The organism is Pseudoalteromonas sp. SIMBA_162, assembly GCF_046535955.1.
Classification (GTDB): Bacteria; Pseudomonadota; Gammaproteobacteria; order Enterobacterales; family Alteromonadaceae; genus Pseudoalteromonas; species Pseudoalteromonas marina.
This window is the reverse complement of record NZ_JAWJBQ010000011.1, coordinates 1-26,821: the sequence shown is the minus strand read 5'-3', so window position 1 is coordinate 26,821 and position 26,821 is coordinate 1. Positions and strand designations below refer to the sequence as shown.

Here is a 26,821-nt window from a genome sequence, read left to right as displayed (position 1 = left end):
TTGGCGCTTTTATTATTTATAAAGTTTAGTGGGCTTGTTCCCAGTTTTCACCTTCGTCAGCCTCTACTATTAGCGGTACATCGAGTGAAGCAGCTTGTGACATTAACTCGCAAATTTGTTTTGTGTAAGCCTCTGCACAATCAGTTTTAATCTCAAATACTAATTCATCGTGCACTTGCATAAGCAGCTTCACGGTATTTGGAGCTTGTTCGTACACCCACTGATTAACACTTAACATAGCCTTTTTAATTATATCAGCAGCAGTGCCTTGCATAGGCGCATTTATAGCAGCACGCTCCGCGCCTTTACGACGGGCTCCGTTACGGGCATTTATTTCAGGTAAATGCAATCTGCGTCCAAATATTGTTTCAACATATCCATTTTCTGCTGCTTTTTCGCGTGTTGTTTCCATGTACTCTAATACGCCTGGAAAACGTTCAAAATATTTATCAATATAATGTTGAGCTTCATGGCGTGGTACATCTAACTGGCGGGCTAAACCAAAAGCCGACATACCATAAATAAGACCAAAGTTTACGGCTTTTGCTTTACGGCGCATGTCTGTTGTTACGTCATCTAAATCAACACCAAACACCTCGGCCGCGGTCGCACTATGAACATCTAAACCGTTTGCAAAAGCATTAAGCAAACCTTTATCTTGTGAAAGATGCGCCATTATGCGTAATTCAATTTGGCTGTAATCGGCTGCCACTATTTTATAACCATCGGCAGCAATGAAGGCCTCTCGAATACGACGACCCTCTTCTGAGCGAATAGGAATATTTTGCAGATTAGGATCAGTAGAACTTAAACGCCCTGTCGCTGTTACAGCTTGATGATATGACGTATGTATACGCTGTGTTTTTTCATTAACCATAAGCGGTAGTTTATCGGTATATGTTGATTTAAGTTTTGATAAACCACGGTGTTCAATAATAACCTTAGGTAACGGGTAATCATGAGCGAGTTCTTGAAGTACTTCTTCTGCGGTTGAAGGTGCACCTTTAGGCGTTTTTTTAATTATTGGCAGCTCTAGCTTTTCAAACAATAATACTTGTAACTGTTTTGGTGAACTTAAATTAAAAGGTTCACCTGCAATTTCAAACGCCTCTTTTTCAAGTTCAATTAAGCGCTCACCTAAACGTTGGCTATGCGCGCCAAGCATGTTGCTATCAATCGCAACCCCTGTGCGCTCAATATCTGAAATGACGCTTACCAATGGCATTTCAATCTCTTCAAATACTGATTTAAGCTTTTCATCTGCCTCAATTTTAGGCCACAGTACTTCGTGTAAGCGAAGTGTTATGTCCGCGTCTTCTGCTGCATAAGGCGCTGCTTTGTCGAGTTCAATTTGATTAAACGTCAGCTGCTTTTTACCCTTGCCTGCAATATCTTCAAAACTAATATTTTTATGACCTAAATACTTTAATGCCAACGAATCCATATCGTGGCGCGTACCTACGCTGTTAAATACGTAAGACTCAAGCATAGTGTCAAATTTAATACCATTGAGTTCATAGCCGGCATTAGCTAATACGCTTTTGTCGTATTTAAGATTCTGCCCTACTTTTGCTTTATTAGCGTCAGCTAAAATTGGCCCAAGCTTTTGCATCACAAATTCAAGGCTTAGCTGTTCTGGTGCATCGGGGTAATCGTGCGCAACAGGTAAATATGCAGCTTCTCCTGCTTTAACGCTAAAACTCATGCCTACTAATTGCGCTTGCATATAATCGAGGCTAGTTGTTTCTGTATCAAATGCAAAAAGATCAGCGCCAATAAGTTGCTCTATTAACGTATCAAACTGCGCCTCTGTTAAAATAGTCTCGTAATGAGCCTCTTCAACTTTTGGTAATTCTGTCTCTTGCGATGGAACTGCTAAGTGAGTTTGTGCATCACTTGGGTTATCTAGTAGCTCAGCTAACCAACGACGAAATTCGCATTCACCATATAAAGCAATTAGCTCGTCTTTATTTGGCTCCTGCAATTTAAACGTATCAAGATCTGACTCAACCTCAACGTCACACTTAATGGTCGCCAACTCATAGCTTAAAGGTAAATGATCTAATGCATTTGCTAATTTTTCACCAATTTTACCTTTAATTTCGCCTGCGTTATCCATTACACCTTGCAGAGATCCATATTTTTGTAACCATTTTACAGCTGTTTTAGGGCCACAGCCTTCTACGCCAGGAATGTTATCAACCTTATCGCCCATCAGTGCTAGGTAATCAATTATAAGATCTGGGCCCACACCAAACTTTTCAACAACAGTGTCAGGATCTGAAATAGTGTCGGTCATCGTATTAATGAGTGTCACATGCTCATTCACAAGCTGGGCCATATCTTTATCGCCGGTCGAAACCAGTACATGGCGTTTTTGCTCAGAGGCAATTCGCGCAAAGGTTCCTATGACATCGTCTGCTTCAACCCCTTCAATACTAATAAGCGGAAACCCCATTGCTTTAATAATACTGTGGATAGGTGCTATTTGGGTGCGTAAGTCGTCAGGCATAGGTGGGCGATTAGCTTTGTATTCGCTGTACATGTCGTTACGGAATGTTTTACCTTTGGCGTCAAATACAACCACCATATGCGAGGGATCATACTGTCTGATCAAGCTTTTCAGCATATTAATAACGCCATAAATAGCGCCCGTAGCCTCACCCTTAGAATTAGTTAGATGTGGAGGAGAATGATAAGCACGAAATAAATACGACGAACCATCAACTAAAATAAGTGGATTTTCGGGGATCTGAGCCATGGTGAATTTGGATCCTAAATGCTAAAAATTATGATAATTGTAAGCATGCCATAAGGGTTAAAATAAAACGACTATCAATTGATATTCGGTATTTTATTAAAATAAGAGCAAGCTGTGGATAAGTATGTAGATAACAGGCACAAATAATTCTTCCAAGGCCTATTTAAACGCCTAGAAAAATGATTAACTATATGTTTTAATTTAAAAAAGATAATACGAAGTTCTTTTTTTATTATTTTTAAACCAATGTGGAAAAAGGTTTTGTATGGCTACTAGTGCCATCATCTACTTTGGTTATTCGTGTCCAATTAAATAACCGGAGGAGTATTCTAGCATAATGGATCGAAGATCATAGCGATCCTTTATACTTTTTTTTATTGGTGCTAATTGTGAAATGGCATATGCCGCATTGCAACTTACTTAGCGGATAATTTTCACACAAAAATTAATTTAAATAGGCAATTTCGTCCGTGTTAAACTTCAAACTATAGACTGAATAAATTAAATCAAGGAGCACAAAAGCATGAAAAAAGTAGCCGTGTTATTAGCTGGAAATGGTGTATACGATGGTGCCGAAATTAATGAAGCCATTTTGACTCTTTTACACATAGCTAAAAATGGTGCAACCTACCAGTGTTTTGCACCAGACATAGAGCAACTTCACACTATTAATCATCTAACGGGTGAGGAAATGAGTGAAAAGCGTAATGTATTAGTAGAAGCTGCACGTATTGCCCGAGGTGATATAAAAGCGCTTAACCACCTTAATAGTGATCAATTTGACGCATTAATAGTTCCAGGTGGTTTTGGTGCTGCGAAAAACTTATGTGACTTTGCGGTCAAAGGCGCACAAGCGACCATTAACAACGACGTATTAAACGCCTGTAAAAAATTCGCTAATACCAATAAACCAGTCGGCTATATGTGTATCGCGCCTGCGTTAATTCCATTTATTTACGACGATGCAAAAATCACTATTGGCAACGATAAAGAAACAGCAGCCGCACTCACTAAGCTTGGCGCAACACACTTAAATTGTGACGTTGATGACGTTGTAATTGATCAACACAATAAAATTGTGACTACACCTGCTTACATGCTAGCGCAATCGATTGTTGAAGCAGATGCGGGGATCGAAAAACTTGTTAAATCCGTATTAGCATTAAATTGATTGTAACAAAGGTTATTTATTAGATGAGCAGGTATATTGGCTAAATAAATACGCCAAGGCACTTATTTTTGTTGAGCTAACGCAAAAAGTAGCCAGTTTTTAGTAATAAAAATACCTCTTAGCATTTTATAAATTGCCTCAGAGAGTTATAATCGGCGTAATTTCCGTCATCTATATCGTGATTGATCACGTTCAAATCGAAGTGAGCAAGGCAAAATGAAAAAATTAACAGCATTAGCATTATTAGTGTTAGCAACTACAGCATACGCACAGCCATATGATAACTCTATGACTGAAGATGCAATTAAAAAGCGTTTAGCACCTGTTGGTGCTGTGTACCTTGAAGGTGATAAAGCTGCAGTAGCTGCCGCGCCAACAGGGCCTCGCTCTGGTGAGCAAGTTTACCAGGCTGCGTGCTTTGCATGTCATGGTACAGGCGCATTAGGTGCACCTAAATCTGCAGACGATTGGGCACCGCGTATTGCCAAAGGCAAAGATACGCTACTTGAGCATGCAATTAACGGCTTTAATGCAATGCCAGCTAGAGGCACATGCATGGATTGTTCTGACGATGAAATAAGCGCAGCAATCGACTTCATGACAGCAGAATAACGCTCAGTTATACATAAAAAAAGGCTTAACTTGTTAAGCCTTTTTTTATGCTCAAAATACCGCGTTAACCATTATTTTTATTAGAATATCAGCTTGACGCTAAGCACTAAAAGTGAAAGTATAAGTCTAATAACTATACAATAATAATATCGGTTACATCATTGGAAGATAAACTCCCTTCATCGCGTAGATTAGCGTATCAAAATAAACGCCTCAAAACCCTACTCGAAAAGTACAAGCAATCACACCATTTGCAAAATGCGCTTATCCAACTTTCTGAGCGCGCGAGTACGGTTGCGGAGTTAACACTACTTTATCCCGCTATACACGATATTTTACAAAAGTATGTCCCCAGTAAAAGCTTTTACGTTGTTTTACAAAACCAGCAGTGCCAAACATTAGAGCTTTCTTATTTTTCAGATGAAAAAGATGGCATTGCAGTACCACTAAATCACTCTAATAGTTTTGATGAAGGTGCTACCGGTTACGTATTTAAAGAAGGTAAAACCACATACTTTACAAAACAGCAAATGCAAGAGGCAGCCGCTAATGGCTTATTCAAAGCGCTAGGCACACCCGCCGAACATTGGGTAGGTGTACCTGTGTACCAAGAAAAAAATATTATTGGTGTGTTAGCCGCTCAAAGCTATGACGTAAATCAAAGTTATAACTCCCAGCAAATACAACTTCTTGAAGTGATGTCGCTGTATTTAGCGACGGCGATAGAACGTGTAAAAAAACGAGAGTATTTAGAGTCAGAAGTAAAAATTCGTACTCGAGCACTGACTCAAAGTAACGATGCACTTAATCTTGAAGTAGCTAATCGTAAACGCGCGCTGCAACGTCAACAAATTTTATTTAAAGTATCTGAAATCGCCACTCAAGCTAAAAACCTTGATGATGCTTACGTTAAAATACATGGCATAATAAAAACAATTACCTACGCAGAAAATCTTTATATTGCACTCTATGACAAAGACTCAGGCTGGATAACATTCCCTTACTGTGTTGATGAATATAAGGAAAATACTCAGCCCCGTCAGTTTGCCAAAGGCTACAGCGAATTAGTAATAAGCACCGAAGAAACGCAGCTTATTAACCCAGAAAAAGCACAAGCATTATTAAATAGTGGCGTGGTACAACGTTCAGCCCCCGTTCCTAACAAACAAAAAGCGACGAGCTGGCTAGGTGCACCTTTAAAAACATCGCAGGGTGTTATTGGCCTTATTGTGTGCCAAGCATACAACAATAAACATATTTTTAGTCAAGACGATAACGAATTAATTACGTTTGTATCGCACCAAATAGCGGCTGTTTTACAAACTAAGCTAGCAAATCAGGCTATAGCTAAAAGTCACCAAGAGCTTGAATTTAGAGTAAACGAAAAAACAAAAGAACTGCAACAAACTAATTTGCATTTGCAAATGCAAATTGAAGAACGAAAAAAAATAGAGCAGCAGCTTTATCATGACGCCCATCACGATTCGTTAACAAGCTTGCCAAACCGCAGTTTATTTTTAACCCAATTAGAAAAAACGCTTCAACACTTTCAGCGTTTTCCAGAGCGTCAATTTGCTGTTCTGTTTATTGATTTAGATAAGTTTAAAGATATTAACGACCAACTAGGTCACCAAGCTGGCGATCAGTTCTTAATTAATGTGAGTGAGCTATTTTCACAATGTATTCGTGAGCACGATTTATTAGCCCGTTTAGGTGGAGATGAATTCGTTATTTTACTAACGCATTTAACCGAACCACAACAGGCCGAAGATGTGGCTAATCGTATTATCGATTTAATGAAAAAGCCTTTTAATATTAAAGGCACTTTGCTGCAAAGCGGTGCTAGCATTGGGATAAACTACTCAAAACAAACCTATAAACATACCGACGAAATTATTCGTGATGCTGATGCCGCGATGTATCATGCAAAAAATTCTGGAAAAAATCGTTACGAGCTGTTTCATCCGTTACTCACTCAATCAATAGCTGATGTAGGGCAAAAAGCACTGCATCATCTTGATGTCATGCCAATGAGCTTTAGAAGCTCAGAAATTATTACACTAAACGAGCAACAGCAATCTGAATCGCTATTTGAAGCGTTCGGTGAGCACCCAATTTTAGGGTTTACCAGTTTTGAGGTTTTGAAAAAATTTGCTACCGACAAAGAGCAACACTTAAAAGTAGAGTTGCAACTGCTAGCGTGTGCTTACACGCAGGCCATAAATGCAAATGTGGCAATGGCATTAGTACCATGCTCTTGTTTATTACTTGAAAAACACGAATTTACTTTATTTGTTGATGTGTTAAATAAACAACGTGGCCCAAGCCAACTTTGTTTACTTTTTGATGAGCAAGAAATTCGCCATGCATGTGCTACTCAGCTAGAAAATCTTAAGCAATTATCTTTGTTAGGCTACTCAATTGGCTTAAATAATTTTGCTAAAGACAGATGTGAACTTAACCTATTAACCGATGTAAATTTTGACTATCTATTGCTTAGCTCCACCTTTAGCAAGCGAATATTGCAACAAGATAGTTACGACCTGCAACTACAAGGTGTGCTTCCTATCACTAAGCTCAAAAAAATGAAGGTCATTGCAAAAGGACCCTCTATTCTTAATTTTAGAGCCTTATTGGAGAAACATGGCTTGTCATATTTTGTTGGCAAACAGCATACACTAACGTGCTCTAAGCCAAATCAAGGACACCTCAGCCAGTCTATTTAAGCCTGAGTATTACTCAGGCTTTTTAAACATAGCACGTAAGTTTGCTACCCTGGCCTGCCCTTTTTCCATTCGCTCTGCCTGTGAACTAGGCGCTTTTTTGTTTTCAAATGCCAAATCATCTTGCGGTAACTCTTGCACAAATCGACTTAACTCTGTTTCAGAAGTTTCACCAAATTGACGACGAATTTTTGCATAAGTTAGTGTTAACTCTTGCTGAGCACGCGTAATACCAACGTAAGCGAGTCGGCGCTCTTCATCCACATTGTCTTCATCAATACTTACCTGATGAGGTAATAACCCTTCTTCCATGCCAACCATAAACACATACGGATATTCTAAGCCTTTAGAAGCATGCAATGTAAGTAGCTGAACTGCATCGGACTCATCTTCTTCCTCGTTGCGCTCAAGCATATCGCGCAGTGTGAGTTTACTAACCACCTCGGCAAGCGTCATCGGCTCGTTGTCAGCGTCTCCGGTTAGCATGTCTGTGATCCAACGATATAATTCAGAGACGTTTTTCATTCTCATTTCGGCCGCTTTAGCACTGGGCGATGATTCGTAAAGGTAGGCTTCGTAATTAATATTACGCACTAAGTCTTTCACTGCCTCTAACGTATCACTGCGTACCGCGTTATCTGACAATTCGACAATCCATCGAGCAAACCCAGCTAAAGCGTTAAAACCACGCCCTTTTAGCCTGTAACTCAGGTCGTTATCAAAACAAGTAGCAAACAAACTTTGATGTTTTTCGTTGGCTAAAGTGCCCAGTTTTTCAAGTGTTACCGTGCCTATTTCTCGTCTAGGTGTGTTTACTATACGTAAAAATGCGTTATCGTCGTCTTGGTTTACGAGCAAGCGCAAGTACGCCATGATGTCTTTAATTTCTGAACGCGCAAAAAACGACATACCGCCACTTATTTTATAGGGTATGCGGTTGCTCATTAATGACTTTTCAAAGCCACGTGCTTGGTGATTACCACGATACAATATAGCGTAGTCTTTGTAGCTGGTGCGCTTCATAAATTTATGCGAAATAATTTCAGCAACTACACGCTCCGACTCATGCTCTTCATCACGACACCCAATAACTTTTATCGGCTCACCGTACCCTAATTCACTAAATAGTTTTTTTTCTATATCGTGCGGGTTGTTAGCAATGAGTATATTGGCAGATTTAAGTATTCGCTGCGCGCTTCGGTAATTTTGCTCAAGCTTTATAAGCCTAAGCCCGGGGTAATCTTTACTCAAAAGAACAAGGTTTTGCGGACGTGCACCACGCCATGAGTAAATCGATTGGTCATCGTCGCCCACTACAGTAAAGCGTGCTCTCTCACCCACGAGTAGCTTTACAAGCTGATACTGGCTGGTGTTGGTATCTTGGTATTCATCCACCAGCAAATACTTAAAGCGTTGCTGCCAACGCTCACGAGATGTTGCATTGCTAGTAAGTAGTAACGTAGGGATCATTATTAGATCGTCAAAATCTAATGCATTATAAGCACGTAATTGTGTTTGATAGCGCGCATATAGCTGCGCGAATAACGCCTTTTGCGCGTCACGCGCTTCACGTATTGCTTGCTCTGGCAATACTAATTCGTTTTTCCAGCTACCAATTTCCATTTTAAGTAGCTTGAGTAAATCTTTGTCTTTTTTTAATTCATCTTCAGTGAGCTCCGACAACAGCTGGTTGGTATCTTGATCGTCAAACAACGAAAAACCAGGTTTAAAGCCAAGTGTACTTATTTCTTTTTTTATTATTTCTAAACCCAGTGTATGAAACGTTGATACCCATAATCCTTTTGCTTCTTGCTTGCCAAGCGTTTGTAATACACGCTCACGCATCTCTTTGGCCGCTTTATTAGTAAAGGTAACCGCTGCAATATTACGTGCTTTGTATTCACATTTTTGCACTAAGTAAGCAATTTTATTTGTAATAACGCGGGTTTTTCCAGAACCGGCACCAGCAAGTACTAAACATGGACCACTAATGTATTTTACTGCTTCATCTTGTTTTGGATTGAGTTTCATAACGACCAGAAAGATTTAAAAGACGCGCAATTTTAACGTAACCATTACTACAGGCATAGCAATTGCCATAATTAATTACCTAAACATGATCATGTGTTAAATGAAGTGGGTATAAGGTAATATTAGTTATATTCATTTTAGGCAAGGCCGAAGGGACAATTATGATCAACCCAGCAAAACTAGAAGAAATTGCTAAGCAAATTACGAGTAATATGCCACAAGGTGTAAAAAATTTAGCAGACACGCTAGAAGGTAAAACAAAGCAAGTTTTACAAAACAAACTTGCTGAGATGGACTTTGTTAGCCGAGAAGAATTTGATATTCAAAGCCAAGTACTTATTCGTACACGCGAAAAACTAACTGAGCTAGAAGCTAAAGTCGCTATTCTTGAACAGCAACTAAACGAAAATACAAACGCAGAATAATTAATTCAACACATAAAAAAGCAGCCTGAGCTGCTTTTTTATGTCTAACAAAAATCTAGATAAATAACTCATCAAGCACATAATATTTTTGCGCCTCTTTTTGCTCTAAGCTTACCGCTAACATTTTTAAAGCAACTTGCTTTCCTGTTATAGGTTTATAACGCTTTAAAAAACCAATTTTTGTAAGCAATGGTAAAATCACACTGCCTATTTTTTCAGCTAATCTAAAGTGATCTCGCTCACCTATTAACAACGACGGTTGAAAAATACTTATTTTATTAAATGCTAATGGCACAACCTGTTGCTCTAGCTGCCCCTTCATTTTTAAATAAGCGCTATTGCTGTTTGCGTTAGCACCACTTGATGACACTAAACAATAATGGCTTATGCCATTGCATGCTGCAAGTTGTGCGGCGATAAATTGATAGTCAAAATCCACTTTACGCTGCGCATCTACAGAGCCCGCTTGCTTAAGCGTTGTCCCTAAGCACGAAAAAAACACATCGCCTTTAAAGAAATCGCGGTATTGAGTCAACTTTCCAAAATCAATAAGGTGATTAGTTAACTGAGGATGGGAAAATGGTAACGCTCGGCGTGTTATCGCGACAACCTGACTATACTCAGCGCAACTGAGTAATGCCGTTAAAAGCTCAGACCCAACTAAACCTGTTGCGCCAATAACAACCGCCTTTTTTGTCATTTATTTACTCACAACCAGCTTTTTTAAAAACATGTTGTATTGCACGTTTATAACTGTCCGACTCTTCTTCCGCGCACGTAACAACGGCTTCTAAATCATGTAAGTGGCCGTTTTCTAAACCATAAACCCAACCATGTATTGTTAAATCTTGGCCGCGCTCCCATGCATCTTGCACAATATTGGTACGGCATACATTGCGTACTTGTTCTATTACATTAAGCTCAATAAGGCGACTTAAGCGCTGCTCTTCGTCAATGCTGTTAAGTTGCTCTATGTGCTTTTCTTTTACATCGCCAACATGTCGAAGCCAGTTATCAATAAAACCAAACTTTGCATCGCTTAGTACAGCTTGAACGCCACCGCACCCATAATGGCCAACGACCATTATGTGTTTAACTTTTAGTACTTCTACCGCATACTGCATAACAGATAAACAGTTATGATCGGTATGTACAACGACATTTGCTACATTACGGTGTACAAATAATTCTCCGGGTAATAAATCAACTATTTGGTTTGCGGGTACACGAGAGTCTGAACAACCAATCCATAAGTACTCAGGGTTTTGCTGCATAGATAAAATTTTAAAAAACTCTGGATTCGCTTCGCTTGTTCGCGCAGCCCAGTTTTTATTATTATCGAACAAATTTTTTAATTTTCTCATTGCATCTCTTATTAAGCCAAAACGACTAGTTATTGGTTGAAGGGTTAGTATTGGCAAGAATTAAAATATTCCGAGGCGTTAACTGCTTTTCACAAAAGGTTTTAATACTTACTTGATAGCCATGCTGTTGCAAATATAAAGCACGATCGAGCACAAGCCAAACCTCAATTGCTCTTCTGAACACATGTCGAACCAGTTCAACTCTGTCAGTGACCTTTTTTCGAGCCATACCCACAGATAAAAAATATTCATAATCAATATCTTGCGGTATTTTTAAAGCTTTTTTATCGCCCGCCCACTCACAAAATGATTTAAATGAACCTGAGAACATGGCCTTATTAACAGAGGGAACACTAACATAGTGCAATTCATTAGTAATTGACCTCCTGAGTGCATCAAAGCCCAATCGCCACTCAAGTTCTGTTTTTCGTATTTTATCAACACGAGTTGGCGCAGTTACTGTTTCTTGCAAAGCTAGTTTTAAATCGCGGTGAGTTAACCTAAGCTGACTTTGCTTGGCAAGCTCGCTCATTGGTAAGTAATTGTTAGGTGTGAATAAATGATAGCAACAAGGTGAAAAGCTAATTTGCTGCACGTTTGCAGCTATTGCTTTGCGCATCATAGCCTGATGTAAAGCGCCGCATGCATGAAGCGCCACAGCATGCATCTGTGTATTAAAAAGTGATGTAGTATCATCTTTTAATACATCAACTTGGCTAAATTGCATTGCCAAGCCTTGTTGCAGTGCTGCTTTTTGGCCTTGTTCGCATAATGTTGATTGCAACTCAACACTGCTGACCTGCGTGGCACCGTTAAATGCGAGCATACGGCCTAAGTGCCCTTTACCCGCACACCATTCTAATACCGGTAATTTTGTGTTTGGCAACGCAGATACAAAGTCTTGGAGTTGTTCGAACTTACGCCCTTTTATGCCGTTACTAATCCAAAAAGGGTAATTATATCGGAGGGTATTTGCCTGAGGTAATTCACATAATAGCTGTAATTCATCAAGTAACTTAATGTGTGGATTAAAGAAGTCTATTAACTCATTCTGCTTGGTATCAAGCGTTGCTACTTGCTCATCTGTTAAACTATTTAATATACCTCGCAGTTCAGGCCAAGGGATCGCATCAAAATCAAAAGCGGTGCACTGCCAATAGGTACGAGTACGCTTTAAAATAGAGTCAAGTGAAGTAAATTGCTCGGCTAACGTCATAACAGCTTAATTTATTGAAAGGAAGCCAATTGTATCAGTAACATTAACAGCCATTAAACGGTTATTTTTTTACTAAACATTAAGCGCAAATACAACGGTATAGAGATAACACTCACAATCATCGCTGCAATTAACATCCACGATAATTCCATTTTTTCTGGTCGCTGATATTTATAAATAAAACTGGCTTTAACCTTATCAAACTCAGTTTGGTGAATACCGTACAAGTCTGCAATTAGGCGCCATTTTGGAATAGACATATGCCCCAGGCTAGTTGTTGCTGGCATAATGTACTCTTTTAATACTTCAGCCTCGTATGCTAATTCATGGAAACTTTTGTTAGGTGCGTAAAGTATTTGGGTAACCGCAATGGCCTCATCCATATTCATCATTGCGTAGCGCCACCCCTTTAGGCTGGCTTGGTAAAATTTTTCAACGGTTTCAGGGGATGTGCTTAACATTTTCCCAGTGGTATATAAGATATCTGCATAAACGTCTATGCCGTAACGCTGAGGACATATTAGGCGATGTGATATACCTCTTTGAGTCATATTGTAGGGCTCTGTAGATAGATAAACTTGCATCGCATCGAGCCTGTTTTCAATCCAGGCTTGGCTTGGGTTGTCACCGTTGTATACACTAAGCAAACGCGTATTAACTCCGCTGCGAGTCAGCATAGCCATTAACTCATTGCTATCATTGTGACTCACTTTACTAATACGCTTATTTACAAAATCACGAGGGTGAAAAATATCAGAGGTGTCTTTGACCATCCAGCAATAAGGTGAATATTGCAAGATAGGCGCCATTGCTACAAAAGATTGGCCGTTTATACGTTCCTGTAAAATACCCGAGTGACCTACACCAAACTCGGCGTCGCCATTAGCCACAGCACTAAACGCATCGGGCATTGTTAGATCTGCTGGATTTATGGTTACATCAAGACCCACATCTTTATAAAACCCTTTTTCTTTGGCCATGTAGTAACCAGCAAACTGAAACTGATGCGTCCATTTTAATTGTAGAGTGACCGATTCTTGCGCCGCAATTTGGCCACAAAAACAACACAATCCAAGTATTAATCCTTTAAGTAACAACCAAGTTTCCTCAAGTTAATGACGGTATCAGTAACTATATGTAAAACAAATGATAAAGCAAGCACCCTTGTAAGGTACTTGCTCTTTAATGGCTGTTAAACTGAAGCGAGCTTTGCGGTTTTCTCTGAAAGAGGTTGCGTCGTTAAAAACTGTGTAAAACACGGATTATGCGTTTCATCTTGCACGCTATAGCCTAAGTCATTGAGATGCTCGTTAAAAGTCTCAAATTGCTCAGGTTCAATAGCAAAACCGGCTAATACATAACCCATTGAGCCGCCTTGACTCCGATAATGAAATAATGTGATATTCCAATCGTTGCCTAGCGTATCTAAAAAGCGCGCTAGTGCGCCGGGGTATTCTGGAAACTCAAAACGTAACAAACGTTCATGCAGTTTTTCGGGTGCTTTACCGCCAACCATATAGCGCACGTGCAATTTAGCAAGTTCATTATCTGATAAGTCGCAAAATGTGTAATCGTTTTGAGTTAGGTCCTGCTTGAGCTCATTGAGCTCCTGCTCTCCTTGGCGCAGAGCAATACCTACAAATATTTGCGCTTCACCAGGCCCTGCATAACGGTAGTTAAACTCAGTAATAGCACGGCCACCTAAAGACGCACAAAACTGTTTAAAACTGCCTTTTTCTTCTTTGATGGTAACGGCTAATAACGCTTCGTTTTTTTCACCTAGCGCAGTGCGCTCAGCGACATAACGTAAGCGATCAAAGTTTAAATTTGCGCCCGAAAGCACAGCTGCTAAATGCAACCCTTTTAAGAGCGATTGTTGGCTCCACTTTTTAAGCCCTGCCGTTGCAAGAGCGCCAGAAGGCTCTGCAATTGCACGAGTAGACACAAAAATATCTTGCATGGCGGCGCAAATTTCATCGCTAGTCACAGTGATTACTTCATCGCAAAACTTTTGTGCCAAGCGAAATGTTTCTTTGCCAATAATTTTAACCGCTACACCATCGGCAAAACTGCCTACTCGGTCAAGCTCTACCGGTTCACCCGCTTCAAGTGCAGCTTGTAAACAGGCGCTCTCATCGGCTTCTACGCCAATGACTTTGATATCAGGACGAAGTGACTTTATATAAACAGCCATGCCTGCTAGTAAGCCACCGCCTCCAACGGGAATAAATACCGCGTCAAGCTCATTGAGCTGTTGCATGAGTTCTCGCGCTACAGTACCTTGCCCAACAATAACATCAGGATCGTCAAATGGTGGGACAAAAATGCCATTACGCTGCTCTGTGAGCTCAAGCGCGTGCGCTTTAGCTACATCAAACTGATGTCCATGCAATACGACCTCACCACCTAAAGCGCGTACGGCGTTAACTTTTATTTCTGGCGTTGTAACAGGCATTACAATCGTTGCCTTATGCCCTAAATGCGAAGCACTTAATGCAACACCCTGAGCATGGTTACCAGCCGATGCAGTAATTACAACAGACCCTTTTGGCAACTTATTTAATTTATTGTATGCGCCGCGTAATTTAAACGAATACACGGGCTGTTGATCTTCACGTTTAAGCCATACATGGTTGCCAAGTTTAGCGCTGAGGTCAGGCATTTCACTGACCTCAGTGACTTTAGCCAAGGGCTCCATATTTGCTTGAATAATTGCACGAAAATAATCGAGCTCTTGAGAAACCATAATTAGCTCAGCTCCTCCAGTTTCTCTAAATCACGCACTGCGCCCTTATCTGCACTTGTTGCAAGTAGTGCATAGGCTTTTAATGCCGACGAAACATAACGCTCACGGTCAAGGGGCTTATACGCCTGTTTACCACGCGCTAATTGCTTTTGCTTACGCGCTTCAAGCTCTTCCTCGCTTAATGCAAGCGTGATCTCACGCGTTGCAATATCAATAATAATTTTGTCGCCATTTTCAACGTACGCAATAGCACCACCGCTTGCCGCCTCTGGCGATACGTGGCCAATAGATAAACCAGACGTGCCGCCCGAAAAGCGTCCATCTGTGATCAGCGCACACTTTTCAGCTAAACCTTTTGATTTTAAGTAGCTCGTTGGGTAAAGCATTTCTTGCATACCAGGACCGCCTTTAGGGCCTTCGTAACGAATAACCACAACATCACCAGCTTTCACTTCGTCGTTTAAAATGCCTTCTACTGAATCATCTTGCGATTCGTATACCACTGCAGTGCCTTCAAAATGCAGCATTTCGTCAACTACGCCTGCGCTTTTAACAATACAGCCATCAACCGCTAAGTTTCCTGAAAGTACAGCTAAGCCACCATCTTGTCTAAATGCGTGTTCAACACTTCGAATACAACCATGTTCGCGGTCGTTATCGCCTTCATCCCAACGACACTCTTGGCTCATTGCTTTTGTAGTACGAATGCCAGCTGGTCCCGCGCGGTAAAACTTTTGTGCCGCTTCGTTTTTAGGATCCGTCGCATCCCATTTTTTAACAAGCTCACCCATAGTCATACCTGCAACGTGGTTTACCGATAAATCAACTAAACCGGCTTTGCCTAGCTCACGCACAATTGCCATCATGCCACCAGCGCGGTGAACATCTTCAATATGGTACTGTGCTGTTGCTGGAGCTACTTTACATAAAAATGGGGTTTTACGAGATAGCTCGTCAATGTGCGACATGTCAAAATCTACGCCAGCTTCTTGTGCGGCTGCTAGTAAATGCAGTACGGTGTTAGATGAACCACCCATGGCAATATCAACAACCATAGAGTTCATAAAGGCTGTTTTGTTAGCAATAGCGCGTGGCAATACGTCTTGGTTATCTTTTTGGTAGTACTCACGGCATAAATCAACAATGCGAGCACCCGCTTCTACATACAGTTGCTTACGATCTTTATGGGTTGCAAGCGTTGTACCGTTACCCGGTAGTGCAAGGCCAATAGCTTCTAATAAACAGTTCATTGAGTTTGCAGTAAACATACCTGAACACGACCCACAAGTAGGACACGCAGAGCGCTCTACTTGCTCTGAATCTGCATCACTTACTGTTTCATCAGCGCCTTTTACCATGGCATCGACTAAATCTAATTTGATATCAATGTTAGCAAGTTTCGTTTTACCCGCTTCCATTGGTCCGCCCGATACAAAAATAACCGGTATGTTTAAGCGTAGCGCTGCAAGCATCATCCCTGGGGTAATTTTGTCACAGTTAGAAATACAGATCATCGCATCGGCGCAGTGGCCGTTAACCATGTACTCAACAGAGTCGGCAATGAGATCGCGCGAAGGCAGTGAGTAAAGCATACCCCCGTGGCCCATTGCGATACCGTCATCAATTGCAATAGTATTAAATTCTTTTGGTACACCACCCGCTTGCGTGATTGTTTCAGCCATTAGCTCACTTAGCTGATTAAGGTGTACGTGCCCTGGCACAAATTGCGTAAACGAGTTAACTACAGCAATAATTGGTTTACCAAAGTCGGTGTCGGTCATGCCTGTTGCGCGCCATAATGCACGTGCGCCTGCGCGTTTACGTCCTTCAGTTGTTGTTGCACTTCTTAATTTAGCCATAGTTACCTCTGTTTTGCCGCTGTGTAAGCGGGCATTCCTCATTCTAAAATTGGTGAGTAACAGTTATTCAATTACTCGTAAATTTGTGTTGTTAGCAATTACACAGCTTGTTGCTGTAAATTTTGTAAAGTGATTTCTTTAACGTCCACCAGCTTATTTAACTGGCTTGTTAAAAGATGGATTGGTTTATCGCTGTCTACCGTCATTGCAACATTGTAGTGGCCATCATCCATATTGAGCTGAAAATGCGTAAGATCAAAACCACGGTGACGCACTACACGTAAAAAACGCTCGACCGCTATACTTTGGCTCTTTAATGCAATAGTTAGGCTGTGTTTCATTGTGCTTTCTCCGTAATCATTTCGTCATTTGCAGCCCCTGGTGGTACAAGTGGCCATACGTTTTCTTTATCGTCTATGCAGGCATGTACTATGTACGGCCCTTTGCTGTTAACTAATGCTGTTATTGCATCATCAACTTGATTGGCATGGGTAATTGTTTGCCCAGGAATACCAAATACAGCGGCTAACTGAACAAAATCAGGGTTATCTGAAAGGTTTGTTTCAGAGTAACGTCCTTCAAAAAATAGCTCCTGCCATTGGCGAACCATACCTAAGCGTTGGTTATCTAATATTAGTATTTTTACTGGTAAATTGTTACGGCGAATAGTCGCAAGCTCTTGAATGTTCATCATGATTGAGCCATCACCCGACACCGTTATTACAAAATCGTCTGGGCGTGCTATTTGTGCGCCAATAGCCGCTGGTAAACCAAAGCCCATAGTGCCTGCGCCACCACTACTTAAATGGTTGCTCGGGTGGCTAAATTTCATGTGTTGCGCTACCCACATTTGATGCTGACCCACATCACAGCACACTACGCCTGTTTTTGGCATACGCTGGCTTAATTGGTTCAATAAATACGGGGCAAATACTTTTTCGCCTGGGTAATCGTAGCGCCACGCATGTTTTACGCTTAACTGCTTATTTATATCGCACCATGCTTTAGAGGTTACAAAGCACTCAAGTGCCGGTAATGACGTTTTTAAGTCAGCAATTAATGAGGCTTTAGCTGGTTTACGTTTACCTACTTCAGCCGCGTCAATATCTAAATGGATTACTTTTGCTTTGGCTGCAAATTTAGCTAAGTTACCTGTTACGCGGTCATCAAAGCGAGCGCCTATACACACTAAAACATCACACTCTTGCACCGCTATATTAGCGGCTTGTGTACCGTGCATGCCTAGCATGCCTAGGTAGTGTTCGTAATCTGGTAATACGCTACCTAACGCTTTAAGTGTTGATACCGCAGGCATCTGCGTTTTATTTAAAAACTGCATTAACTCATTTTGCGCATCAGCGGCTTGTACACCACCACCTACATACGCCACAGGTTGCTTTGCTTCGCTTAATAACTGATTGGCAATGGCTACTTGGTTTAAATCAAGCTGCGGTAAATACTCATCAGCGGCTAACCAAGGTTTAAACGGCACTTGCGCCATTTGAATATCTTTTGGAATATCAACAAGCACAGGACCTGGGCGACCACTTTGGGCTAAGTGCATGGCCTCTTGTAGTATTTCGGCTAAATCTTCTGCTCGCTCCACCATGTAACTGTGTTTAGTACATGAAAGCGACATACCTAGTACATCGACTTCTTGAAATGCGTCTGAGCCAATAGCGGCAGTCGGTACTTGGCCGGTAATTGCTAATAATGGCACTGAGTCCATCATTGCATCTGCAAGTGCTGTTATTAAGTTAGTAGCCCCAGGGCCTGATGTTGCTAAACATACACCTAATTTACCTGTGCTGCGGGCATAACCTACAGCAGCAAAACCAGCACCTTGCTCGTGGCGAGTGAGGTAATGCTTGACTGGCGCACCATACAGCGCATCGTAAATTGGCATAATGGCTCCACCAGGGTAGCCAAATACCTCTTTTACGCCGTGTTTGGCTAATAAGTCGATTGTGAGTTCTGCGCCTGTCATTAATAAATCCTCATTCTTCAGTGACAACCTAATTAATTTTTAACCTTAAAACTAAAAAGCCCTCCGAACTGTTAAGTGCGGAGGGCTTTTTAATGCTCAAGTTTATAGCACTACAAAGCCCTCGCGGGAATAATCACCACGATAATAATCAGGACTAGTTTAAGTGCAGTTGTAAGCATGTAATTGACACCAAATTTAAATAATCTGTTGCGAAAGTTCATCTTTCGCTCTGTTATGTATTAGTACCGCGCTAAGCGGCTTAAGTCAACACCAAACTCAATTCAAAAAAAGCACGAAAAACCAAATTAAGTGGTTTTAAAATTCACTAAATGCAACCATAAAGGAATTTTTATGTTTTAATTTAAAGTATAGAAATTCACTATTCTTATATTCCCCATTTATGGTTTGATTAATTTTTGAGTTTTAGTAAAAATTAAATTAATTTTTTTATACAGATAGTATTTAGACCTTCCGAATAGTTTTAATAATCATGGTTTGCGACTGTACTAAATCAAAAAACGTAAATAGAACAAATACTCCACTGAGCGCACATATTAGTACCAATAACCTCACAAAAGACGATTGATAAATACTAAATTTAGCACTGCTGTATAGGCAAATTTAGGTTAGTATTTGTGTAACTCAACAACAGGATTTGAAGGACAAACCATGAAAGCGATACCTCGTATTAGTCATTTTTTTATTATGGTGCTATTTACAGTAGTTAGTTTTAATAACGTTGCGGCACCAGCTTTATATAAAGTAGAAAAAAATGGCACTAGCTCGTATTTGTTTGGCACCGTACACGTAGGTGACGCCAGCATGAAAGGCTTACCAGCAAACGTTACCAAAGCGATTGATGAGAGCGAACACGTTATTGTAGAAGTGGATATTAGCAAACTGACTCCATTTCAAATGCAACAGCGCTCAATGCCATTAATGATGCTAAAAAATGGTAAAACATTACAAACAGAACTATCAAAACAAAATTACAATAAGCTTAAAAATTACTTTGCAAAAAAATCGATTGATATTGCTATGTTTAGCAACTTCAAACCTTGGGCTGTAATGGTGACTATGATGCAAATTGAGTTTCAAAGTGCAGGCTTTTCTGATCAAACAGGCATAGACAAGCAAGTACTTGCTTACGCTAAAGAGCACAACATTAAAATTGGTGAACTAGAAACCCTAGAGCAGCAGTTACAAATGTTTGATGGTATGGCGCTATTAAGTAATGAAATGATTGAAGAAACCTTTGAACAGCTTAGCGATATTAATACATACTTTATTAAGCTAGTAAACGCATGGAAAAATGGCGATATGGATACCCTTACCGATTACTACAACATGAGTTTTGACGAGAGTAATTATGGTGAAATAAGCGAGCAAGTCATGCTAATAAACCGTAATAACAAATGGGTAGAGCAACTAGTTCCTCGCTTAAATAACGAAAAGCTATTTATTGCAGTAGGCGCGCTGCACTTACCAGAGCAGCATGGTTTAATAAAGCAGTTAAAAGATAAAGGTTTCAGTGTTACTCGACTCTAACCTCATTGTTATACCTAGGGTGATATTAATTACCCTAAGGGTTGCTAATATTATTAGTTTAAGCTCTATTAAAAAACGTAAATCAATGCGCTAAGTTCAACAAATACTAATTAAGAAACCGATTTTGATTTAAAAAACACTGTTGATAACAAGTTGAGTTTTCGTTGTTCAATTTTTCTAAATAGGCGTTTTATAGCGCAGAAGGCGACACGCTTAGCCCCACAAGATGATTAAGTACGATGGCGGATTGGTATCCCACTTACAGAAAAAATACATGTAATTTTCTCAAATAGAACCTCTCTTTGAAAAAGACCAATTGAGCGTTTTAGATTACCTATTGCAAATAATTTTTACTAAATTAACGCTGAAAATAACGCTATATAATCAATTTATTATTTAGGGTTTAAGCTACCTATTAACACTTCAGCTAACGCTTGCGTGCTGATAGGTTTAAAAACATGCCCATTTGCACCTAATTGAGTGGTAATTGCAATATCACTTTCTGATGTATTAGCGGTAACCACAATAATAGGCGTATTAGCGTCAAAAATGCGTATTTTTTTAATAGCCTCAAAGCCATCCATTATTGGCATATTTAAATCCATAAAAATGACTTGGTATTCGTTTTTAGTTGCCATCTCGCATGCGACCTTTCCGTTTTTTGCACATTCATAGCTGTAGTTAAGCTGTGAAAGAATACGGGTTAAAATGTGCATGTTTAACGGGTTATCTTCAACAACTAAACAATGCATATTTTTAGGTAACAGTGCACTTAACGAAGGTGCACTTTCATCAATCACAACGGGCATTTTCAGCGTAACGCACACCCCATTTGGCGATGTATTTTCAAACACAATATTTCCGTCAAAAGCATCAACAATGTACTGCACCCTTGCAAGGCCTGTTCTTAACCCTTGAAAGTGATTATTTTGATTAGATGAATCAAAGGTTAACCTGCTGACTGGCTTGGTTAATCCTGAACCTGTATCCGTTATTGTTACTGTTAATTGCTTATTGTTAACACAAGCCTTAACAGTAACAGAACCCTCTTCTGTAAACTTTAATGCGTTGCCAACTAACTCAGCTAACACTTGCTGAAAGCGTTGATGATCTAGTTTTATAGCTTGGTCAAGTGTCGAATCAAGTGCTCTAACTAAGGCAATGCCTTTTTGGTTGTAACCAAATTCATACCCTAAAAGCACTTTATTGAATGACTGAAGTAAGTTTTCATTTGACGGTTTTAATGCCCAACGGCCCAAACTAAGCGCCTGTAAATCTTGAAGTTCGTCAAGCATTGCTATTATTCTTGATGCGCAATAAGAGGCCTGTGTTTTAATCGATTTTTGGCTATGACTGACCTCTAACGAATCAATCGAGGTAACAAAACCTTGTAGGGGCGTTCTAAACTCATGACTTGCTCGAGCTATAAAGTGTTCTTTATTTTTACTCACTTGCTGCGCAAAATCTTTTTGCTGTTGATACTTTGATAACGCCTTAGTGATCTGCTTTTCCATCGGTATGAACACAAAACGTAATACACCAATAAGCAATAACATAGTTAGCAACCAAAAAAATAGCTCGGCTGAAGACACCCACGCCACTTTTTTAACGGACGCTTTTTCAAATAAGCCAACAGCTTGATCTAAATACTTTAGTAACTCTTCCATGCGCTTAACAGAAAACACATTGGGGTTTATTTTTTCCTGTTTATACAGCAGCCCTTCTACCTGTTGGATAAATTTTTGCACGCGCAAATCTAGCTCAATAGGTGATTGTATATATAGCTTTATAAGCTCAGGGCTGAGGTATTTATATTGACCATTATCGTTTTTTAACAATAAATATTGATGGTTTGCTTTAAATAGACTGAGCGATGCATCTAAAGACTGCTGATGACTAGTACTAGGAACTTGCGAGGTTAATAACTTATCACCATGCCATGCAATTTTTTGCGACAGCATTCGCTGTTTACCAGCAATGTTAATAATGTTTGCATCATTTTTTTGTACTGAAAAAAAGTACTGCATTAGTGATACAGAAACACTAATTAATAGCGCAATAGCGATTAATGCCCACCGATTACGTAGGCGAATATTTGCGACAACTTCAAACATAGTTAGCCTAACTTTTTGGTTTAAGTGTAGTCCAATTACATCAATATCTATACTTAATCTATAAATATAAAAAAGCCCAACTCAAAGCTGGGCTATATAAGAGGGTTTACTATCTATTTTCTAAACGGTTGTAATCGAACAAGCCATATTCAACACCACGGTATTTTTTTGCTGTAGCGTGTAAAATATCGCTGTATTGCCAAAACTGTGGATGAGAACGTCTAATTCCAAATTTAGTTTTTAAGGCTGCGTAATCAGCTTCTACTTGCATCATAGGTAACTGTTCAGCAAAAGCCTCAACCTGTTGTTCATTATTTAAATACCAAATAGAGGCTGGGTAGTCACCTATAAAACCAGGGACGATTGTTGCAGTGTCTTCTTCAAAAGCTCGTTGGCCGTCTTCATTTAATAAGCTCGAAATATTGTAATGCGCGTTATGATGAATAATCGTGTAAGCCTTATGGCTATCGTCATCTTTCTTTACTAATACAAACGATAACTGCGGTAATAAATTTACTGCTTTTGCCGGCATAGCATTAATGGCACTTAACGATTTAGGTACTTGCTTATAATCGTAGTGCTCACTTAGCACTGGACTTAGCGCCTCTTTCATTAATGCATACAATTCTTTTTGAGGGGTGTTTGTTTTATAAGTTATTCCGCTTGGCTGACTAAACTCACGGTTATTTTTAAAAAACTCAGCAAGACTTGGTGGTGATTTGCGATACCACTGGCCTTTGATTTTATCTCGTTTGTTTTCTGGTAATAATGCTAAGAAGTTTTGTTCTCCTTCTAGGCGTAAAAAGTCCATATATAAACGCGTAACTAACTGGTGCCCAATATTGCCGTAAACATCAAAACCAGCAACCAGTAAATAATGTATACGCTCGAATAAGGCATAATCTAAAATCCAAGTTGTTTTTGGCTCTTGGCCAATGAAACCCTTCACCACAGTGGCACTGTCAAAATGACGAAAAATAGTCAGTGCTGCATTTTTATTATGGCCATCTCCTTTCCACAATAAATCTGTAGTTAAATGCTCACCGCCTTTAAACATCTCATTCGCTAAATTGACCTTTGCTTTTAAATATTTTTGCTCCAGAGCTGAGTATTTAACCCAATTAGCAATAGGGAACGCATTACTTTCTTCTGCAGCTGGTAATTCAAGTGCGTCTTCATGCTGCATTATCATTTGTCCAACCGCTGGGGTGGCCACTTTATTTGGATCAGCAAAAGCAACCCAAAAGTGGTCGTTAATCACATTTAACGCTATCTGACCACGACAGACAGGCCCTTTAATAAAGCCCATAATAATCAACTCCGCTTCATCAAGCATAAACTGATATTTAGAATTAATTGGGATCACTTCAAACGTTTTAAACGGATTAGATGCAGACTCTGCCTTGTAGCTAGGCATACTTTTAACCGTATACTCTGGTGCAATGAACTGTTGGTACAAGCGCGTCAACTTTTCATCATTTAGCTTAAGAGGTAAGTGAGTTTTAGATAAAACAGTGCTGCGATCATGCAAAAATCGGTAGTAAACACGGTTAACTTTAGGGTCGTCATAAGGTCGACGTGTGCTTATTAATTTTATTTTTTCGCCTGGAGGTGTGTTCGAACGGACGAGCTTAAAAAAGTTATCAGGGGTCTTTTGATCAAAATATATGTGAGCTAAAAACCAATGCTCGTATATATAGCGAGCCGATAACTGATACTTCAAATCATCTTGGTTTAAAAATGCTTCCCAACGCTTAACCTGCTCAAGTTCAAACTCTGTTGGCGGGTCAATATGCGCCATTTTACCGCCTGCTTTGAGCCACTTCTGCAAATGATTAAATTCATCACGGGATACGCCCGGTAATCCATAAGGCATACCAGCATGAGGTTGCTCACCCGCTAATTGATCAAATTCTCCCATAGTGGCACAGGTTTGAGAGCGGCTCAGCGAAAAATCAAATTCATTATTTAATATTTCATTTGCAGGCAATTCATGGCTTTGTTTCAGTACTAAACTATTAAACAAGACGCTACCAGCTAAGTTAGCTTCCTCAGTTTGTACTCGCTCATTTAAAACAGGAGTAAAGTTCTTTTCTCGCCATTGCTCTGTGGTTGTAGCATCAAATAACAATCGACTCGGCTTTGTAGCAAGTAAACGAGTTCCGTCGTAGACAAGGTCTTTGCTTACCCCTCTATCTATTCCTTCAGGGGATGATAGCTTTAACTGACAAGGTGCATCGTAACAACCATGACACACAACACAACGAGTATCGAGCACCGGCTTCACATTCTGTAAAAAATTAGCCCCTTCGCCAGTAGTATGAGATACGATACGCTGCTGGGCCTGCTCAGTGCCAAATAGCTCATTGTAATGAGCATTACCTAAGTATGCACAACCACTTAAAACAACTAATGTAACGATGCCTATGAGTTTATTCATTCGCCTTCATCACCTAAATCAAAGGTCGGCATCATATCCATTTGCGGAGATATAAATACATCTTGATTCTCAGTATTTAGTACAACACTCAATAGAGGGCCATGATTTAAAGTTATTTGCGCGTGGTGTGATTGTTCTAACATATATTTGTAAGAAGGATCGGCTATTAACAGCTCATAACTTGTTATTGTAATAGCTATGCTGCTGTCTTCTGAGGGATTTTGGCAAATTTGAGCAAGTAACTCATCATCGAGCGCTACTGATATTTCAAAATCAGGCTGCTCTACATCCCTTTCACTTAAGGACTCGTTTAATAAAAATAACGGCAGCGTTAAATTGCTATCTTGTTCAAATTCCATGGTCTACTCAACATGCATAATTTATATAACTGGCATTATAACAAAATAACAAAAAATTAAACGTTAATGCCAATAACCAAAGTAGCTAAGTGCAAGACAACTCTCTCATGCACTTATCAGCATGTTGTAAACGCTTTAATCCTTCGTTTGGATCACCGAAAAAACAGCACCTTGAGGATCACAAAGAACACCAAATCGGCCAACGTCTGGTACTGTAGTAGAAGGTACACATACTTGGGCTCCCAGCTTTTTCGCCTTATTAAGGGCAGAATCACAGTCGTCAACTGCAAAGTAAATCATCCAATGAGGTGGGACATCATCAGGCCATTCGCTACTCATTTCCAGCATTCCAGCAATTGGCTTACCGTCTACCAAAAATAAAGTATATTCCATGTTGTCCATAGGTTTTACTTCGCTCTTCCAACCTAGTAAAGCACAGTAAAACTCATTACTTACTTTGCTATTTCGCGTCGCTAACTCATGCCAATAAGGCGTTGATAGCTCTGATAAACGTTTACATCCTTTATGATCTTTTCCTTGCCATAATGCAACGGTTGCTCCCCCCGGATCAGTAAACATCAGCATACGACCTGCATCCATAACATTGTGCGGACCCGCAATTATTTTAGCACCAAGCTCTTTTGCTTTAATTGCACAATGCTCTACATCATCTACAGCAATGTAAGTTAACCAACTGCTTGGAACACCCTCCTGAATTTGCTCTTTTGGCATTTCGTACATAGCGGCAATGTCGTCACCCTCTTTCTGGAGCATAGTGTAAAAAATACCATCGCCAATTGGCTGATCATCATGACCCCAATCAAATAAAGAGGTATAAAAAGCTTTACCTTCTTTCCAATTATGTGTGCAAAGTTCTGACCAACAAAAAATACCCTGAGGATAATTATCCATATTAAAGCCTTTGTTATTTTTATATTAAACATACTCTTGAAATATAGTACGCAAGATTATCTTTTAATTAGCTTAGATCAATAACTATTAAGAGTCGATGAGAGATATAAGGAACTTGCTGAAATCTAAATGATGCGATCTAAAACAGGGGCTGTATTTCTGAATACCATCTAGGTTATTAGCTCCGTGTATTAAGAAAATTGGGCAAAATGAGCTTACTAGGGTAATACTGTATATCTAATTACGTTATTTATCAGATAGCCATGAAAAAATAGTTGATCAAGTATAGGGATAGTGAATTTACTAAACCCCAGACAGTAAAAAACATCACATTGATTTAACGAGTTTTTCTTATTTGAAGTCGGTGTGCTACTAATAACCAAAACACTGTTCACAAAGAGGCGCTTCGCTTTAGAGAAGGGAATACTGAAGATTACTTTTCTGCAGACGTAAAAAAGCCGCTTCATCTCTGAAGCGGCTTTCTACAATTTGAAGCCTGGTAATGTCCTACTTTCACATAGCAAATGCTACACTATCATCGGCGCTGTTTCGT

At 39.8% G+C, this 26,821-nt stretch carries 19 protein-coding genes; 5 read left to right on the top strand and 14 right to left on the bottom strand.

The genetic code is table 11. The annotated features are described in order from the left end of the window. Nucleotides 1–25: 25 nt before the first annotated feature. Nucleotides 26–2,761, bottom strand: coding sequence for a DNA polymerase I (gene polA, locus R0J88_RS09845; RefSeq protein WP_410899797.1), 2,736 nt, complete (start codon nucleotides 2,759–2,761; stop codon nucleotides 26–28). Between the two features lie 523 nt (nucleotides 2,762–3,284). Here polA and elbB point away from each other — a divergent pair. The 3 genes from elbB to R0J88_RS09830 all read left to right on the top strand — a co-directional run bounded on the left by elbB (nucleotide 3,285) and on the right by R0J88_RS09830 (nucleotide 7,270). After that, complete coding sequence (elbB, locus tag R0J88_RS09840; protein ID WP_410899796.1) at nucleotides 3,285–3,932, top strand: isoprenoid biosynthesis glyoxalase ElbB; 648 nt, start codon at nucleotides 3,285–3,287, stop codon at nucleotides 3,930–3,932. Nucleotides 3,933–4,148: 216 nt separating this feature from the next. Then, nucleotides 4,149–4,544 carry a c-type cytochrome gene (locus R0J88_RS09835; RefSeq protein ID WP_006793059.1) on the top strand — a complete coding sequence of 132 codons (396 nt, stop codon included), beginning with the start codon at nucleotides 4,149–4,151 and terminating at the stop codon, nucleotides 4,542–4,544. Nucleotides 4,545–4,705: 161 nt separating this feature from the next. After that, entirely contained in the window at nucleotides 4,706–7,270 is a 2,565-nt protein-coding gene (locus R0J88_RS09830; protein WP_410899795.1) for a diguanylate cyclase domain-containing protein, read from the top strand. A 9-nt stretch (nucleotides 7,271–7,279) separates the two neighbouring features. Here R0J88_RS09830 and rep read toward each other — a convergent pair whose 3' ends face one another. Continuing rightward, nucleotides 7,280–9,298 (bottom strand): DNA helicase Rep, encoded by a 2,019-nt coding sequence (rep, locus tag R0J88_RS09825; protein WP_010557996.1) that lies wholly within the window; start codon nucleotides 9,296–9,298, stop codon nucleotides 7,280–7,282. Between the two features lie 161 nt (nucleotides 9,299–9,459). Between rep and ubiK the strand changes: the two genes are divergently transcribed. Beyond that, nucleotides 9,460–9,723 (top strand): ubiquinone biosynthesis accessory factor UbiK, encoded by a 264-nt coding sequence (ubiK, locus tag R0J88_RS09820; protein WP_006793056.1) that lies wholly within the window; start codon nucleotides 9,460–9,462, stop codon nucleotides 9,721–9,723. A 55-nt stretch (nucleotides 9,724–9,778) separates the two neighbouring features. On the opposite strand, the gene R0J88_RS09815 is transcribed toward ubiK, so the two are convergent. The 8 genes from R0J88_RS09815 to ilvG form a co-directional block, all read right to left on the bottom strand. Beyond that, nucleotides 9,779–10,423 carry a short chain dehydrogenase gene (locus tag R0J88_RS09815; RefSeq protein WP_410899794.1) on the bottom strand — a complete coding sequence of 215 codons (645 nt, stop codon included), beginning with the start codon at nucleotides 10,421–10,423 and terminating at the stop codon, nucleotides 9,779–9,781. Nucleotides 10,424–10,427: 4 nt separating this feature from the next. Beyond that, the gene (gene can / locus R0J88_RS09810; RefSeq protein ID WP_039036235.1) at nucleotides 10,428–11,087 is read right to left on the bottom strand and encodes a carbonate dehydratase; all 660 of its coding nucleotides are present in this window, start codon (nucleotides 11,085–11,087) and stop codon (nucleotides 10,428–10,430) included. Nucleotides 11,088–11,112: 25 nt separating this feature from the next. After that, on the bottom strand, nucleotides 11,113–12,303 hold the full coding sequence (locus R0J88_RS09805) for a methyltransferase (RefSeq protein WP_410899793.1): 1,191 nt from the start codon (nucleotides 12,301–12,303) through the stop codon (nucleotides 11,113–11,115). 53 nt (nucleotides 12,304–12,356) lie between these two features. Continuing rightward, nucleotides 12,357–13,400: an ABC transporter substrate-binding protein gene (locus R0J88_RS09800; protein WP_006793052.1), complete on the bottom strand. Its 1,044-nt coding sequence runs from the start codon at nucleotides 13,398–13,400 to the stop codon at nucleotides 12,357–12,359. 95 nt (nucleotides 13,401–13,495) lie between these two features. After that, on the bottom strand, nucleotides 13,496–15,049 hold the full coding sequence (ilvA, locus tag R0J88_RS09795) for a threonine ammonia-lyase, biosynthetic (protein ID WP_203985843.1): 1,554 nt from the start codon (nucleotides 15,047–15,049) through the stop codon (nucleotides 13,496–13,498). A 2-nt stretch (nucleotides 15,050–15,051) separates the two neighbouring features. After that, on the bottom strand, nucleotides 15,052–16,908 hold the full coding sequence (ilvD, locus tag R0J88_RS09790; protein ID WP_008133264.1) for a dihydroxy-acid dehydratase: 1,857 nt from the start codon (nucleotides 16,906–16,908) through the stop codon (nucleotides 15,052–15,054). Between the two features lie 98 nt (nucleotides 16,909–17,006). Then, entirely contained in the window at nucleotides 17,007–17,249 is a 243-nt protein-coding gene (gene ilvM / locus R0J88_RS09785) for an acetolactate synthase 2 small subunit (protein WP_006793049.1), read from the bottom strand. Then, nucleotides 17,246–18,895 carry an acetolactate synthase 2 catalytic subunit gene (ilvG, locus tag R0J88_RS09780; protein ID WP_276753544.1) on the bottom strand — a complete coding sequence of 550 codons (1,650 nt, stop codon included), beginning with the start codon at nucleotides 18,893–18,895 and terminating at the stop codon, nucleotides 17,246–17,248. The genes ilvM and ilvG overlap by 4 nt, the downstream gene beginning before the upstream one ends. Before the next feature lie 669 nt (nucleotides 18,896–19,564). Between ilvG and R0J88_RS09775 the strand changes: the two genes are divergently transcribed. Then, entirely contained in the window at nucleotides 19,565–20,443 is an 879-nt protein-coding gene (locus R0J88_RS09775; protein WP_410899792.1) for a TraB/GumN family protein, read from the top strand. A gap of 392 nt (nucleotides 20,444–20,835) precedes the next feature. On the opposite strand, the gene R0J88_RS09770 is transcribed toward R0J88_RS09775, so the two are convergent. From R0J88_RS09770 to R0J88_RS09755, 4 genes are all read right to left on the bottom strand, one after another. Beyond that, entirely contained in the window at nucleotides 20,836–22,557 is a 1,722-nt protein-coding gene (locus R0J88_RS09770) for a response regulator (RefSeq protein ID WP_410899791.1), read from the bottom strand. A gap of 109 nt (nucleotides 22,558–22,666) precedes the next feature. Further along, on the bottom strand, nucleotides 22,667–24,997 hold the full coding sequence (locus tag R0J88_RS09765) for a fatty acid cis/trans isomerase (RefSeq protein WP_410899790.1): 2,331 nt from the start codon (nucleotides 24,995–24,997) through the stop codon (nucleotides 22,667–22,669). Then, on the bottom strand, nucleotides 24,994–25,356 hold the full coding sequence (locus tag R0J88_RS09760) for a hypothetical protein (protein WP_203985838.1): 363 nt from the start codon (nucleotides 25,354–25,356) through the stop codon (nucleotides 24,994–24,996). Before R0J88_RS09760 ends, R0J88_RS09765 begins: the two co-directional genes overlap by 4 nt. A 135-nt stretch (nucleotides 25,357–25,491) precedes the next feature. Further along, nucleotides 25,492–26,268, bottom strand: coding sequence for a VOC family protein (locus R0J88_RS09755; RefSeq protein WP_410899789.1), 777 nt, complete (start codon nucleotides 26,266–26,268; stop codon nucleotides 25,492–25,494). Nucleotides 26,269–26,821 lie beyond the last annotated feature (553 nt).